A 14,146-nucleotide genomic window follows, 5' to 3' on the forward strand; every position below is an offset into this window, starting at 1 on the left:
TTGACAGAAGAAAATAATAATTTAGAAGCAGCACAAAAATACGATGCCAGTCAAATTCAAGTCCTAGAAGGATTAGAAGCAGTAAGAAAAAGACCAGGGATGTATATTGGTTCAACAGGCCCACAAGGTTTGCATCATTTAGTATGGGAAATCGTCGATAATTCAATTGATGAAGCTCTCGCCGGTTTCTGTTCAGAGATTCATGTTGTGATCGAAAAAGATGAAAGTGTGACGGTTACGGATAATGGACGTGGTATTCCTGTAGGGATTCAAGAAAAAACGGGTCGTTCAGCAGTTGAAACTGTTTTTACTATCTTACATGCGGGCGGTAAATTTGGTGGAGGCGGCTATAAAGTATCCGGTGGGCTTCATGGGGTTGGTTCTTCGGTTGTTAATGCTTTATCAGAATATTTAGACGTAAAAGTCCATGTGGATGGCAAAATTCATGGTCAAGTCTTTCGACGTGGTAAAGTAGGCGAAGCGTTAGAAATAATTGGAGATACAACACATAGAGGAACCGTTGTTAATTTTAAACCGGATCCAGAAATATTTACAGAAACAACCTCTTTTGAGTTTGAAAAATTAAAAACAAGAATTAGAGAACTCGCTTTTTTAAATAGGGGCTTGAAAATAAGTATTCGCGATGCACGTGTTGAACCTGAAATTTATGAAGAATATCATTATGAAGGTGGTATTCGAAGTTATGTTGAATACTTAAATACAAATAAAAATGTTCTTTTTGATGAGCCAATTTATACAGAAGGTGAACAGCAAGGAATTACAGTTGAAGTAGCGATTCAATATACAGATGGTTACCACACTAATTTATTGAGCTTTGCTAATAATATTCATACCTATGAAGGTGGAACGCATGAGTTTGGTTTTAGAACAGCTTTAACTCGTGTCATCAACGACTATGCCAAACGTCAAAAATTAATTAAAGAAAATGAAGATAATTTGAGTGGTGATGATGTGAGAGAAGGAATGACTGCGGTTATTTCAATCAAACATCCAGAACCACAGTTTGAAGGACAAACCAAAACAAAATTAGGGAATTCAGAAGTTAGAACAGTCACCGATCGTCTGTTCTCAGAAGCGTTCAATAAATTTTTATTGGAAAATCCAGAAGTCGCTAAAAAAGTAGTTGAAAAAGGGATTTTAGCGTCTAAAGCTCGTTTAGCAGCCAAACGCGCGCGCGAGGTTACTCGTCGTAAAAGTGCTTTAGAAATCAGTAATTTACCTGGTAAGTTAGCGGATTGCTCTAGTCGAGATCCAGAACTATGCGAACTTTTCATTGTCGAAGGGGATTCCGCTGGAGGATCGGCTAAGCAAGGTCGAGATCGTGAATTTCAAGCGATATTACCGATCCGTGGGAAAATCTTAAATGTTGAGAAAGCAACGATGGATAAAATTTTAGCGAATGAAGAAATCCGTTCTCTTTTTACAGCCATGGGAACAGGATTTAGTGAAGATTTTGAAGTAGCAAAAGCTCGTTATCATAAATTAGTCATTATGACCGATGCGGATGTCGATGGTGCTCATATTCGAACCTTATTATTGACTTTATTTTATCGTTATATGCGCCCAGTTGTTGAAGCGGGTTATGTTTATATTGCACAGCCACCTTTATACGGTGTTAAACAAGGAAAGAACATCACTTATGTTCAACCAGGTAAAGATGCCGATGAGCGTTTAGCGGCTACCATTGCTAACCTACCAGTATCACCTAAAGTAGGGGTTCAACGTTATAAAGGGCTAGGCGAGATGGACGATCACCAGTTATGGGACACTACTATGGATCCTGAGCGTCGTAGTCTATTGCGTGTTAGCGTTGATGATGCTCAAAAAGCTGATGCTGTTTTTGAAATGTTAATGGGAGACAAAGTAGAGCCACGTCGTGAATTTATCGAAGCGAATGCGCACTATGTTAAAAATTTAGATATTTAAATCAATAAGATAAGGAGAATCGTTCATGTCAGAAGAAATGATTAGAAATATCACAGATGTCAATTTGACAGAAGAAATGGAAACATCATTTATTGATTATGCCATGAGTGTGATCGTATCGCGTGCTTTACCAGACGTTAGAGATGGTTTAAAGCCTGTTCATCGCCGTATTCTATATGGAATGAATGAAATGGGTGTAACACCTGATAAAGCTTATAAGAAGTCAGCCCGTATTGTAGGGGATGTCATGGGTAAGTATCATCCCCATGGTGATAGTTCTATTTATGAAGCAATGGTACGTATGGCTCAGCCCTTTAGTTATCGTCAATTACTGGTTGATGGGCATGGTAACTTTGGTTCTGTCGATGGTGACGGAGCGGCGGCGATGCGTTATACAGAAGCTCGCATGAGTAAAATTGCTGTCGAAATGCTTCGTGATATCAATAAAGATACAGTAGATTTTCAAAAAAACTATGATGAGACAGAGAGAGAACCTTCTGTTTTACCAGCAAGATTTCCAAATTTATTAGTCAATGGTACAACGGGAATCGCCGTTGGAATGGCAACTAATATTCCACCGCATAATTTAGGTGAAGTAATTGATGCTGTCCAATTAATAATGGAAAATAAAGAGGCAACCACCGCTGATTTAATGGAAGTTTTACCGGGTCCAGATTTTCCAACGGGTGCTCTTGTGATGGGGAAATCCGGAATTAGAAAAGCATATGAAACGGGTAAGGGAAAAATTATTATCCGCGCTAAAGTCGATATTGAAGAGTTAGCAAGTGGTAAGGAACGAATCATCGTTACTGAGATTCCTTACATGGTTAATAAAGCAAAATTAGTCGAACGGATTGCTGAATTACATCGTGAAAAACGAGTAGAGGGTATCACACAATTGCGTGATGAGTCTTCTCGCTTAGGGATGCGAATTGTTATTGAAGTACGTCGTGACGTTAGTGCTACTGTTGTATTAAATAATTTATATAAATTAACAGCCTTACAATCTAGTTTTGGCTTTAATATGTTAGCGATTGTGGATGGTGTTCCTAAAGTTTTAGGTTTAAAACAAATTTTAGAGCATTATCTTGTCCACCAAGAAGAAGTTATCGTTCGCCGGACAGAGTTTGATAAAAGTAAAGCAGAAGCGCGTGCGCACATTTTAGAGGGGTTACGGATCGCTTTAGATCATATCGATGAGATTATTCATTTAATCCGTTCATCAAAATCAGATGATGTTGCAAAAGCGGGATTGATTGAGAATTTTTCATTGTCTGATCGTCAAGCACAAGCTATTTTAGACATGCGCTTACGTCGTTTAACAGGTTTAGAACGTGAAAAAATTGAAAAAGAATATCAAGAATTATTAGCATTTATTGAAGATATGAAAGATATTTTAGCTAATCATGACCGTGTCTTAGAAATTATAAGTACGGAGCTTGAAGAAATTAAACGTAAATATAGCGATGCACGTCGAACGGAATTGTTAATCGGTGAAGTCTTAAGTCTAGAAGATGAGGATTTAATCGAAGAAGAAGATATTGTCGTTACGTTAACGAATAACGGTTATATCAAACGTTTACCAAGTACAGAATTTAGAACACAAAATCGTGGGGGCCGTGGTGTCCAAGGGATGGGCGTTCATAACGATGATTTTGTTGAAAATCTAGTTTCTTGTTCAACACATGATACGCTATTATTCTTTACAGATGCTGGTAAAGTTTATCGTGCTAAAGGTTATGAGATTCCTGAATATGGCCGAACAGCAAAAGGAATTCCTGTGATTAATTTATTAGGGATTGATTCTTCAGAAGAAGTGGAAGCCATCATTAATATTGAAGGTAAAGCTGAAGCGGACCACTATTTATTCTTCACAACAAAATTAGGAACAGTGAAGCGAACGGCTGTAACAGAGTTTGCTAATATTCGGACGAATGGTTTGAGAGCGATTAGTTTACGTGATGGCGATCAGCTAATCAACGTGGCTCTAACAGATGGGCAACAAAACATTATCATTGGAACACATCGAGGATACTCTGTTACCTTTAGAGAGACGGATGTTCGTTCAATGGGCCGGACAGCAGCTGGTGTGCGTGGTATTCGTTTACGTGAAGAAGACTATGTGATTGGTATGGATATCATTACTCCAGAAAGTGAAGTCTTGGTCATTACTGAGAATGGTTATGGTAAGCGAACACTAGCGACGCAATATCCTGTTAAAGGTCGTGGAGGTAAAGGAATTAAAACAGTTAATATTACGGAGAAAAATGGTAAATTAGCTGGATTAACCACAGTGACTGGCGAGGAAGATATTATGATTATTACGAATCGTGGTGTGATTATTCGTTTTAATGTGGATAATGTTTCGCAAACGGGTCGTTCAACTCAAGGTGTTCGCTTAATTCGTTTAGAGGAAGAAGCTTTTGTATCGACAATGGCAAAAGTGGAAGCTGAAGAAGAAGAAGAGATTGAAGAAATCAAAACAGTTGAATCACCAGAAAACATAGAAACAGCAGAAGTACCCGAAGAAGAATAAGTTGTAAAAAAAATAACGAGCGTAGATTAAAAATCTATACTCGTTATTTTTTGTTTCAGATTGACGTTTTTATGGCAGATGTTATACTAAAATGAAAAAAACGTTTATATTTTAGGAGGAATGAAAATGCATGCTGTTAAAGTTTTAATTCAATCAACCGTCCATTCAACAGACAAACTCGAGACAAAGCTCTTTGAAGAGGCAATTTATTTAACGACTATTAATCTTGATGCTTTTCAGCATTCAAGTGAATTAAGCCAATTTATTATTGAACAACTAAATGTTGAACAACCGACGTATTATAATGGGTATGGAGAAATAGTAGCGTGGCAAGTGGCTAAAATCATTGATATTTATCCCTGTGATGAGCATTTAAAATTACCTTATGAAATGTTTGAAATTTATAGTCGCTTTTTAGAAATGCCTGCTAAAACAACGGTAGAAGACGTGATAGAACGCTATTATCAAGAGTATATATGGCAAAAAAGTTAAAAAAGAATGAAATAAGTTGCTCGTCTTTTAACTTTCATTTAATCATGGTATAATACGAAGTGTAAGGGATGTTAATCTTCTATGAAAACTGCGCTAAATAATCATTCGTGAGTAAAAGGTCGCACGTGGTAAAATTCATAGACATATGTATTCATTTACATATACCTTGCAAAAAGAAAATAAGTGAGGAGAGTGGGGAAGGTGTCATATTCCTTACGTAATGAAGGGGACCTAGCAGAGACTTAGCCTAAGGGAAGGTAACACACATAAACTGGTGTGTTAAGCTAAGAGCTGCTAGGTTATTTTATTGTCTAAAATCACCTTTTTAAAATAATAAAAATAATAATAGGCATAAAAAATATTGAAACTATTGATTTACTGGATTAAAACGGGTATAATGTTCTAATGTGAGTAAGCACAAGTGTTTACTTTCCTTGTTCCTATAAATTTTAGGAACCTTAAGTCCATAAGGAGGTGAAAATCAATGAACCAGACAGTAAATTATGAAATTTTATACATTATCCGTCCAAACATTGATGAAGAAGCAAAAACAGCTCTAGTAGATCGTTTTGATTCAATCTTGAAAGAAAACGGCGCTGAAGTTTTAGAATCTAAGCTATGGGAAAAACGTCGTTTAGCTTACGATATCGAAGACTTCCGTGAAGGAATCTACCAAATCGTTAAAGTTTCTTCAGCTGATTCAAAAGCAATTGACGAATTTTCTCGTTTAGCTAAAATCAGTGGTGACATTCTACGTCACATGATCGTTAAAGAAGAAAACTAAAATGTTTCACGTGAAACATTAAAACGAGAGGGGAGATTTACGAATGATTAATAATGTTGTATTGGTAGGAAGATTAACCAGAGATCCAGATTTGAGATTTACAGCAAATGGGTCTGCTGTTGCAACGTTTAATTTGGCTGTTAATCGTAATTTTACTAATAAAAGTGGAGAACGAGAAGCAGATTTTATTAATTGTGTTATTTGGAGAAAACCGGCAGAAACTTTAGCAAATTATGCTCGCAAAGGTACTTTGTTAGGTGTCACTGGACGTATTCAAACACGTAATTATGAAAATCAACAAGGTCAACGTGTTTATGTAACAGAAGTCGTTTGTGAGAATTTTCAGTTGTTAGAATCTAAAGGTTCTTCGGAACAAAGACAACAACAACCGAATAATACGAACAATCAATTTTCTGGTAATACAAATAACCAATCATTTGAACAATCTTCATTTTCAAGTAGTAATGAAACTCCAAATTTCGACCGTGATGCCAATCCTTTTGGAAACTCATCACAAGTTGATATTTCGGATGACGATTTACCATTCTAAATTAGAATAGGAGGAGCGAAACAATGGCAGCTCAACAAAGAAGAGGCGGAAAGAAACGTCGTAAGGTATGTTTCTTCACAGCTAATCATATTGATCATATTGATTATAAAGATGTTGATTTATTATCACGTTTTGTATCAGAAAGAGGTAAAATTTTACCTCGTCGTGTTACAGGAACTTGTGCTAAACACCAACGTCGTTTAACAATTGCAATCAAACGCGCGCGTATTATGGGGTTATTACCATTCGTTGGCGAAGAACAATAAAGTTAAGTCAAGCATCCACTAAAAGTGGATGCTTGTTTTTTTATAATCGTGACAGGACATTAGGCACGATTATAAAACTATGGTAAAATAAGATGATAGAATCATAAAGGAGTGACCAAATAATGAAAGTTATTTTCTTACAAGATGTTAAAGGTAAAGGTAAAAAAGGTGAAGTGAAAGAGGTTGCAGTTGGCTATGCACAAAACTTTCTTTTGAAAAAAGGTTTAGCTGTAGAAGCGACACCTAAAGCTTTAAGTGAGCTAAAAGGAAAAACTAAAGCAAAAGAAAAAGAAGAAGAAGAAAATTTTAAAGAAGCAGAACTAGTGAAAGAAAAAATAGAAGCTGAAGGATTTGAAGTGACGATTTATTCTAAAGCAGGGGAAGATGGTCGTTTATTCGGCTCGATTCCTTCTAAACAAATTGCCGAACAATTAGAAAAACAACATAAAATTAAAGTTGATAAACGGAAAATGGAATTAGGACAACCGATTAAAGTTTTAGGTTATACTACGGTTCCATTAAAGTTACATCACAAAGTTATGGCTAAATTAAGAGTTCATGTTATAACAGATTAATCAGAGGATAGGAGATTGTAAATGGAGCTTATCCAACAAGATAGAATACCGCCACAAAACATAGAAGCTGAACAAGCTGTTTTAGGTTCTGTATTTTTAGAATCAGATGCAATTGTTGAGGCAATGGAATATATTGAAGCAAAAGATTTTTATCGACGCTCACACCAATTGATTTTTCAAGTGATGGTTGAACTTAACAATCGTAATGAACCGATAGATGTGATTACGGTTAAAGATGATTTAGAGCAACGTGATCTAATTGAGGACATTGGTGGAACGAGCTATCTTTCTGAATTGGCTTTAAGCGTTCCTACAGCAGCGAACGTTGGTTATTATGCGAAATTAGTCGAAGAAAAGGCATTGTTACGTTCGCTGATTCAGACGGCAACCGAAATTGTAACGAGTGGTTTTGAACAAGGAGATGCTGTTGAATCTATTTTGGATGAAGCCGAACGGCGGATTTTAGAAGTTTCAGAAAAAAGAAATCGAAGTGGTTTCCTAGCAATCGCAGATGTTCTTGGTGATTCAATCAATCAAATTGAACGACTGTCACAGCAAGGAGAAGCAATCACCGGATTACCAACGGGATATCATGAGCTAGATAAGATGACCGCTGGTCTACAAAAAGAAGAATTAATTATCTTAGCTGCTCGTCCTGCGGTTGGGAAAACAGCATTTGCTTTAAATATTGCCCAAAATATTGGCACGAAAACGGATAAGGCCGTTGCTATCTTTAGTTTAGAGATGGGAGCAGAGTCACTCGTTAATCGGATGCTCTGTTCTGAAGGACTCATTGACGCGAGTCACTTAAAAACGGGTCAGTTAACAGACGAAGAATGGGACAATTTAATTATTGCTATGGGAAGTTTGTCTCGAGCTAATATATTCATCGACGATACACCAGGAATTAAAATTTCTGAAATACGAGCAAAGTGTCGTAAGCTAGCACAAGAGCAAGGTGAAATTGGTTTGATTTTAATCGATTATTTACAATTAATTGAAGGAACGGGACGTGAAAATCGTCAACAAGAAGTTTCTGAAATTTCTCGTCAATTAAAAAAATTAGCAAAAGAGTTAAAAGTGCCTGTGATTGCTTTATCTCAATTATCACGTGGAGTGGAACAACGTCAGGATAAGCGGCCGGTTTTAAGTGATATCCGTGAATCGGGTTCAATTGAACAAGATGCTGATATTGTTGCTTTTCTTTACCGAGATGATTATTATCAACGCGATGGTGAAGATGAAGATGGTAATCAAAGTGAACCAAGTAACGTCATCGAAGTCATTATTGAGAAAAACCGTAGTGGAGCTCGTGGAACGGTAGAGTTACTTTTTATTAAAGAATATAATAAATTTTCCTCTGTTTCCAATCGAGAAGAGTTTTAAAGTTCGTGTTTTGCTATAGATGTTAAGTTTTTTATATTTATTGTTCGAAAATAGTTGCAGTTGAGCAATCTTTTTGATAGGATAGTTAAGTAAAAAAACATCATAGAACGGAGTGTTCATATGTCATCAGTAGTAGTAGTTGGAACGCAGTGGGGCGATGAAGGTAAAGGGAAAATCACTGATTTTTTGAGTGAACATGCAGAAGTGATTGCTCGTTACCAAGGGGGAGACAATGCAGGCCATACAATCCAATTTGACGGGGTTACCTATAAGTTACATCTTATCCCATCTGGTATTTTTTATAAGGATAAAATAAGTATTATTGGAAATGGTGTTGTTGTTAATCCAAAAGCGTTAGTAACAGAGTTACAGTATTTAAAAGATCATAAAATAAATACTGATAACCTAAGACTTTCAGATCGTGCCCATGTGATTCTTCCCTATCACATTAAATTAGATCAACTTCAAGAAAATGCTAAAGGTGAAAATAAAATTGGAACTACTATTAAAGGCATTGGACCAGCATACATGGATAAAGTCGCACGTGTCGGCATCCGTGTAGCCGATCTTTTAGATAAAGAAACATTTGCTGAACGCTTAAAATTAAATTTAGAGGAAAAAAATGCTCTATTTACTAAGATTTATGAAACAGAGGCCCTTTTATTTGAAGAAATTTTCGAAGAGTATTATGAATATGGACAACAATTGAAAAAATATGTGACGGATACCTCTGTCATTTTGAATGAAGCACTGGAACAAGGGCAGTCTGTTTTATTTGAAGGAGCACAAGGGGTTATGCTAGATATTGATCAAGGCACGTATCCTTTTGTGACGTCATCGAACCCAGTTGCTGGTGGAGTGACGGTTGGGACAGGTGTCGGTCCATCAAAAGTGAACCGAGTAGTCGGTGTTTGTAAGGCTTATACTTCTCGTGTAGGAGATGGCCCTTTTCCAACAGAACTGTTTGATGAAATAGGTCATCAAATTCGTGAAGTGGGTCGCGAGTATGGAACAACAACAGGTCGTCCGCGTCGAATTGGCTGGTTTGATTCTGTTGTGATGCGCCATTCAAAACGAGTATCTGGACTGACCAATCTTTCATTAAACTCGATTGATGTTTTAACAGGATTACCGGTAGTTAAGATATGTACGGCTTATGAACTCGATGGTCAAGAAATTTATCATTATCCTGCCAGTTTAAAAGAATTATCACGTTGTAAACCAATTTATGAAGAATTACCAGGTTGGACAGAAGATATCACTCAATGTCGAACGTTAGAAGAATTACCTGAGAATGCTCGTGATTATGTTCACCGTGTTTCAGAATTAGTGGGTGTCCGGATTTCAACTTTTTCTGTAGGACCAGATCGTACTCAAACAAATGTTTTAGAGAATGTTTGGGACCAAGTATAAATAAAGTAAAAAAGGAGTCATTTGACTCCTTTTTTGTTATACTAAAGTTAGAATGGGAGTGAAAAAGATGATACAACAGTTTGATTTATTGACAGATTCATGTTGTGACTTACCTGCTGCATTGATGGAAGAAGAAGAAATAAAATTTGTTAGTATGACCGTTAATATTAATGGCAAAGAATACATAGATGATTTAGGTAAAACGTTTGATTATCAAGAATTTATTACGCATTTAAAAGAAGGCGCAATGCCAACCACTTCTCAGATTAATATTGGAACTTATCTTGAAGCTTTTGAGCCTTATGTTAATCAAGACATACCACTCCTTTATTTGGCTTTTTCATCGGGATTAAGTGGTTCTTATCAAAATGCAATGAGTGCTGTTAATTTATTGAAAGAGGAACATGATATCGTTCCGATTACAATTGTTGATACGAAGGCTGCGTGTTTAGGACAAGGCTTATTGGTTACTTGTGTTAGCGATTTAAGAAAGAAAGGTCATACTTTGGACCATGTTGTAGCATGGTTAGAGCAACACGTTGATTCATTACAATCATGGGTAACGGTAGATAATTTAGAACATTTAGAACGTGGCGGACGAATTTCTAAAACAAGTGCTACCATTGGTGGGTTAATGAAGATTAAACCTATTATTCATGTCGATGACCAAGGGAAACTAGTTAATGTTGGTAAAGTTCGTGGTCGACATAAAGCATTAGAAAAAGTAATCGCAGAAACTAAGAAACATAGTGTTATTGACCAACATGATATTATTTACGTTGCTCATGCAGATGATTTAGAAGCCGCGGAAGAAACGAAACAAATTATTGAACGGGAATTAAAAGTTGCTGAAGTAAAACTCTTTCCAATGGGGCCGACAATCATGAGTCATACGGGGACAGGAACGATTGCTGTTTTTTCATTTGGTAAAAAAAGATAAAAAAGAAAGTTTGAGGCTTTATTAGCACCAAACTTTCTTTTTATCTTTTTTATTTAAATAAATGATCTAATTGTTTTTTCACAGTCTCATTATCTAAAAACTCATCGTAAGTTGTTTCCGCACGGTCAACCACACCTTTATCAGAAACAGCAATAATACGGTTTGCTAGAGTTTGAATAAACTGGTGGTCATGTGAAGTGAATAAAATGGCACCTTTGAAAGCGATTAGACCATCATTCAAAGCTGTAATCGCTTCTAAATCCAAGTGATTAGTTGGATCATCTAAAACTAAAACATTTGCTTTAGAGAGCATTAATTTAGAAAGCATACAACGGACTTTTTCTCCTCCGGATAAAACGTTGACTGGTTTCATAACATCTTCACCAGAAAATAGCATTCGTCCAAGGAAGCTTCTTAAGAAGGTATTGTCATCTTCTTCTTTTGAAGCATATTGACGTAACCAGTCCAAGATAGGTTGCTCTGTATCAAATTCTTGTGAGGTATCTTTAGGTAAATAGGCTTGTGTCGTTGTAACCCCCCAACGAACAGAGCCAGAATCAGGTTCCATATCGCCCATAATAATCTTGAAAAGCGTTGATGTTGCGATATCATCTTTAGCAACAAAAGCGGTCTTATCTTCTTTATTTAAAGTGAATGAAACATTGTCTAAGATTTTTTTACCATCAATTGTTTTTGAAATATTTTCGACGTGTAATAAATCATTTCCAATTTCACGTTCCGATTTAAAACCAACAAACGGATAACGACGAGAAGAAGGTTGAATATCATCTAATTCAATTTTTTCAAGCATTTTCTTACGAGAGGTTGCTTGTTTTGATTTAGAAGCATTCGCGCTAAAACGTGCGATAAAATCTTTTAATTCTTTAACTTTTTCTTCTTTTTTAGAGTTTTGGTCAGCGTGTAGTCTTGCGGCTAACTGGCTAGATTCTAACCAAAAATCATAGTTACCAACATAAAGTTGAATTTTACCGAAGTCTAAATCAGCCATGTGTGTACAAACTTTATTTAAAAAGTGGCGGTCATGGGAAACCGTGATAACGGTATTATCAAAATTGATTAAAAATTCTTCTAGCCACGCAATTGAATCACGATCTAAACCATTGGTAGGCTCATCCAGTAAAAGAACATCAGGATGTCCAAAAAGAGCTTGTGCGAGTAACACTTTAACTTTCTGTCCCGCTGTTAATTCACTCATTTTTAACTGATGAAGGTCTTCAGAAATGTTCAAGCCTTGTAGCAAGCTTGCGGCCTCTGCTTCTGCTTCCCAACCATTCAGTTCAGCGAATTCCCCTTCTAATTCAGCTGCTTTAATCCCATCAGCATCAGAAAAATCTTCTTTCATATAAACAGCATTTTTTTCCATCATCACTTCATAAAGTCGTTTGTGACCCATCATGACAGTATCTAAAACTAAGTCATCTTCATAATCAAAATGGTTTTGGTTTAGAGTAGCTAGACGTTCGTCAGGACCTAAAGTAATTGAACCTGTTGAAGGCTCTAAATCTCCAGATAAAATTTTTAAAAAAGTGGATTTACCAGCACCGTTAGCCCCAATCAGACCGTAACAGTTTCCGGGAGTAAATTTAATATTAACATCTTCAAAAAGTTTCTTTTCTGGAAGTAATAAACTAACATTTGAAACGGTAATCATATATACAAATTCCTTTCTTTTTATCGATTGTTTGATATCTCTCCGATTATATCTAGGATAGAGATGGAAAGCAAGTAACTTTGAGCAGACAATCTAAAAAATCAGACGTAAAATGGAGGTAGAAAGGGTACTTTAGTCGGATGCTTGTGGTTAATCCTCTTGATAAAATGGAATCAAATAGGAGGTTAGTAAAATGGAAAAAATGCAATATGTTTGTGAAAAATGTGGTTGTGAACACTATGAAGCAGATCAGTTACAAGCAACAGGTGGAAACTTTGCTAAAATATTTGATGTTCAAAACAAAAAATTTATTACGATTAGTTGTACAAAGTGTGGTTATACAGAGATGTATCGTTCTAAAACATCAGATGGTTGGAATGTCTTAGATTTCTTACTGGGTGGCGGTTAATTTAATAGTAGAAAAGGATGATGAGAGATACTGACTCATCTTTTTCTTTTTTTAGAGTGCCTTTTAAGTTAATCTTTGGTATTATGAGACTGATAAAAAAAATAAAGGAGATATAGTAATGAAAATCACCATTAAAGATATCGCTAATATCGTGGGGGTCTCAACCACAACTGTGTCTCAAATTTTAAATAATAAAGGTCAACGTTTTAGTGAAGAAACGAGACAAAAAGTTTTAAAAGCAGTTGAGGAGTATGATTATAGTCCTGATTATTTTGCTAAAAATATGGTACAACGAGAGTCAAAAACAGTGGGAATGATTGTACCTGATGTAACGGATCTTTTTTTCTCAAAAGTAATTGAAGGAATTGAAACGTATCTAAATAAAAAAGATTATATGTTATTGTTATGTAACTCAAAACATTCTGCAGAGATGGAAAAAAAATTTATAAAACAGTTACAAAATCGATCAGTTGCAGGGATTATTTTAGCGAGTCCTAATTCATTAGCTTTAGAAAAAAGGATGAAGCAATTTCCTTATATCTTAATTGACCGTGGTCTTAATACTCGTGAACAAGGTAATATCTTAGTTCGTGAATATGAAGGATATTATGCGGCTGTTGAGTATTTAATTGATGCAGGGCATAAAAAAATTGGGATTTTAACCAATGAAAGAGGTTATTATGAAATGACGGATCGTCATAAAGCCTATTACAATTGTTTAACGAATCATGGGATAACCTATCAAGAAAGCTATGTAGAGGATGGACCGGTAACTATTGAGGGCGGTTATCAAGCCGCGACTCGTTTACTTGAGCGTGCTGATGAGATAACGGCATTGTGTTGTGGAAATGATCAAATGGCGATTGGAGCTTATCGAGCGGCCTTTGAAAGAGGGCTTTCGATCCCAGAAGATTTATCTATTTTTGGTTTTGATAACTTGGAAATTACTGCTTATTTATCACCACCTTTGACGACAGTTGCACAACCTGCTTTTGATATTGGTTATACTGCGGCTGAGTTTTTATTACATGCGATTAAGTTTCCACAAGAAGCGATTCCAAACAAGATGTTTGAAACACAGTTTATTTTAAGAGATAGTGTAAAAGTGTTTGACAGATAAAGAGCGGAGTGCTATATTATAAATGTAAGCGCTACTAACTCTTTTCTGTTAAGCGT

The 14,146-nt window shown here is 36.0% G+C and carries 13 protein-coding genes; 12 read left to right on the top strand and 1 reads right to left on the bottom strand.

All coding sequences use genetic code 11. From position 1 onward, the window contains the following. From gyrB to ACTJFD_RS08185, 10 genes are all read left to right on the top strand, one after another. A complete protein-coding gene (gyrB, locus tag ACTJFD_RS08140; RefSeq protein ID WP_442260846.1) occupies positions 1-1,947 on the top strand; it encodes a DNA topoisomerase (ATP-hydrolyzing) subunit B in 1,947 nt (648 codons plus the stop codon). 25 nt (positions 1,948-1,972) lie between these two features. Then, positions 1,973-4,483 (top strand): DNA gyrase subunit A, encoded by a 2,511-nt coding sequence (gyrA, locus tag ACTJFD_RS08145; protein WP_442260847.1) that lies wholly within the window; start codon positions 1,973-1,975, stop codon positions 4,481-4,483. A gap of 126 nt (positions 4,484-4,609) precedes the next feature. Then, positions 4,610-4,975, top strand: a complete 366-nt coding sequence (locus ACTJFD_RS08150) for a hypothetical protein (protein WP_442260848.1) — start codon at positions 4,610-4,612, stop codon at positions 4,973-4,975. 484 nt (positions 4,976-5,459) lie between these two features. Next, a complete protein-coding gene (gene rpsF, locus ACTJFD_RS08155; RefSeq protein ID WP_442260849.1) occupies positions 5,460-5,759 on the top strand; it encodes a 30S ribosomal protein S6 in 300 nt (99 codons plus the stop codon). Positions 5,760-5,802: 43 nt separating this feature from the next. Continuing rightward, on the top strand, positions 5,803-6,309 hold the full coding sequence (gene ssb / locus ACTJFD_RS08160; RefSeq protein ID WP_442260850.1) for a single-stranded DNA-binding protein: 507 nt from the start codon (positions 5,803-5,805) through the stop codon (positions 6,307-6,309). Between the two features lie 23 nt (positions 6,310-6,332). Beyond that, positions 6,333-6,575, top strand: a complete 243-nt coding sequence (rpsR, locus tag ACTJFD_RS08165; protein WP_442260851.1) for a 30S ribosomal protein S18 — start codon at positions 6,333-6,335, stop codon at positions 6,573-6,575. A gap of 122 nt (positions 6,576-6,697) precedes the next feature. Next, a complete protein-coding gene (rplI, locus tag ACTJFD_RS08170) occupies positions 6,698-7,150 on the top strand; it encodes a 50S ribosomal protein L9 (protein ID WP_442260852.1) in 453 nt (150 codons plus the stop codon). A 21-nt stretch (positions 7,151-7,171) separates the two neighbouring features. Beyond that, complete coding sequence (dnaB, locus tag ACTJFD_RS08175; RefSeq protein ID WP_442260853.1) at positions 7,172-8,536, top strand: replicative DNA helicase; 1,365 nt, start codon at positions 7,172-7,174, stop codon at positions 8,534-8,536. A 120-nt stretch (positions 8,537-8,656) separates the two neighbouring features. Next, positions 8,657-9,949: an adenylosuccinate synthase gene (locus ACTJFD_RS08180; RefSeq protein WP_442260854.1), complete on the top strand. Its 1,293-nt coding sequence runs from the start codon at positions 8,657-8,659 to the stop codon at positions 9,947-9,949. A 67-nt stretch (positions 9,950-10,016) separates the two neighbouring features. After that, positions 10,017-10,889 carry a DegV family protein gene (locus ACTJFD_RS08185; protein ID WP_442260855.1) on the top strand — a complete coding sequence of 291 codons (873 nt, stop codon included), beginning with the start codon at positions 10,017-10,019 and terminating at the stop codon, positions 10,887-10,889. 49 nt (positions 10,890-10,938) lie between these two features. Here the strand turns inward: ACTJFD_RS08185 and ACTJFD_RS08190 are convergent, their stop codons facing one another. Next, positions 10,939-12,561, bottom strand: a complete 1,623-nt coding sequence (locus ACTJFD_RS08190; protein WP_442260856.1) for an ABC-F family ATP-binding cassette domain-containing protein — start codon at positions 12,559-12,561, stop codon at positions 10,939-10,941. Between the two features lie 193 nt (positions 12,562-12,754). On the opposite strand from ACTJFD_RS08190, the gene ACTJFD_RS08195 reads away from it, so the two are divergent. Together ACTJFD_RS08195 and ACTJFD_RS08200 are read left to right on the top strand one after the other, a co-directional pair. After that, positions 12,755-12,970, top strand: coding sequence for a zinc ribbon domain-containing protein (locus ACTJFD_RS08195; protein WP_442260857.1), 216 nt, complete (start codon positions 12,755-12,757; stop codon positions 12,968-12,970). A 118-nt stretch (positions 12,971-13,088) separates the two neighbouring features. After that, positions 13,089-14,090: a LacI family DNA-binding transcriptional regulator gene (locus ACTJFD_RS08200; protein ID WP_442260858.1), complete on the top strand. Its 1,002-nt coding sequence runs from the start codon at positions 13,089-13,091 to the stop codon at positions 14,088-14,090. Positions 14,091-14,146 lie beyond the last annotated feature (56 nt).

The organism is Vagococcus sp. (assembly GCF_052102835.1).
Classification (GTDB): domain Bacteria; phylum Bacillota; class Bacilli; order Lactobacillales; family Vagococcaceae; genus Vagococcus.

Bases quoted from the DNA above. Each gene is read 5' to 3' on its own strand.
- gyrA (WP_442260847.1), top strand. From the start codon at position 1,973: ATGTCAGAAGAAATGATTAGAAATATCACAGATGTCAATTTGACAGAA.
- ACTJFD_RS08150 (WP_442260848.1), top strand. From the start codon at position 4,610: ATGCATGCTGTTAAAGTTTTAATTCAATCAACCGTCCATTCAACAGAC.
- rpsF (WP_442260849.1), top strand. From the start codon at position 5,460: ATGAACCAGACAGTAAATTATGAAATTTTATACATTATCCGTCCAAAC.
- ssb (WP_442260850.1), top strand. From the start codon at position 5,803: ATGATTAATAATGTTGTATTGGTAGGAAGATTAACCAGAGATCCAGAT.
- rpsR (WP_442260851.1), top strand. From the start codon at position 6,333: ATGGCAGCTCAACAAAGAAGAGGCGGAAAGAAACGTCGTAAGGTATGT.
- rplI (WP_442260852.1), top strand. From the start codon at position 6,698: ATGAAAGTTATTTTCTTACAAGATGTTAAAGGTAAAGGTAAAAAAGGT.
- dnaB (WP_442260853.1), top strand. From the start codon at position 7,172: ATGGAGCTTATCCAACAAGATAGAATACCGCCACAAAACATAGAAGCT.
- ACTJFD_RS08180 (WP_442260854.1), top strand. From the start codon at position 8,657: ATGTCATCAGTAGTAGTAGTTGGAACGCAGTGGGGCGATGAAGGTAAA.
- ACTJFD_RS08185 (WP_442260855.1), top strand. From the start codon at position 10,017: ATGATACAACAGTTTGATTTATTGACAGATTCATGTTGTGACTTACCT.
- ACTJFD_RS08190 (WP_442260856.1), bottom strand. From the start codon at position 12,561: ATGATTACCGTTTCAAATGTTAGTTTATTACTTCCAGAAAAGAAACTT.
- ACTJFD_RS08195 (WP_442260857.1), top strand. From the start codon at position 12,755: ATGGAAAAAATGCAATATGTTTGTGAAAAATGTGGTTGTGAACACTAT.
- ACTJFD_RS08200 (WP_442260858.1), top strand. From the start codon at position 13,089: ATGAAAATCACCATTAAAGATATCGCTAATATCGTGGGGGTCTCAACC.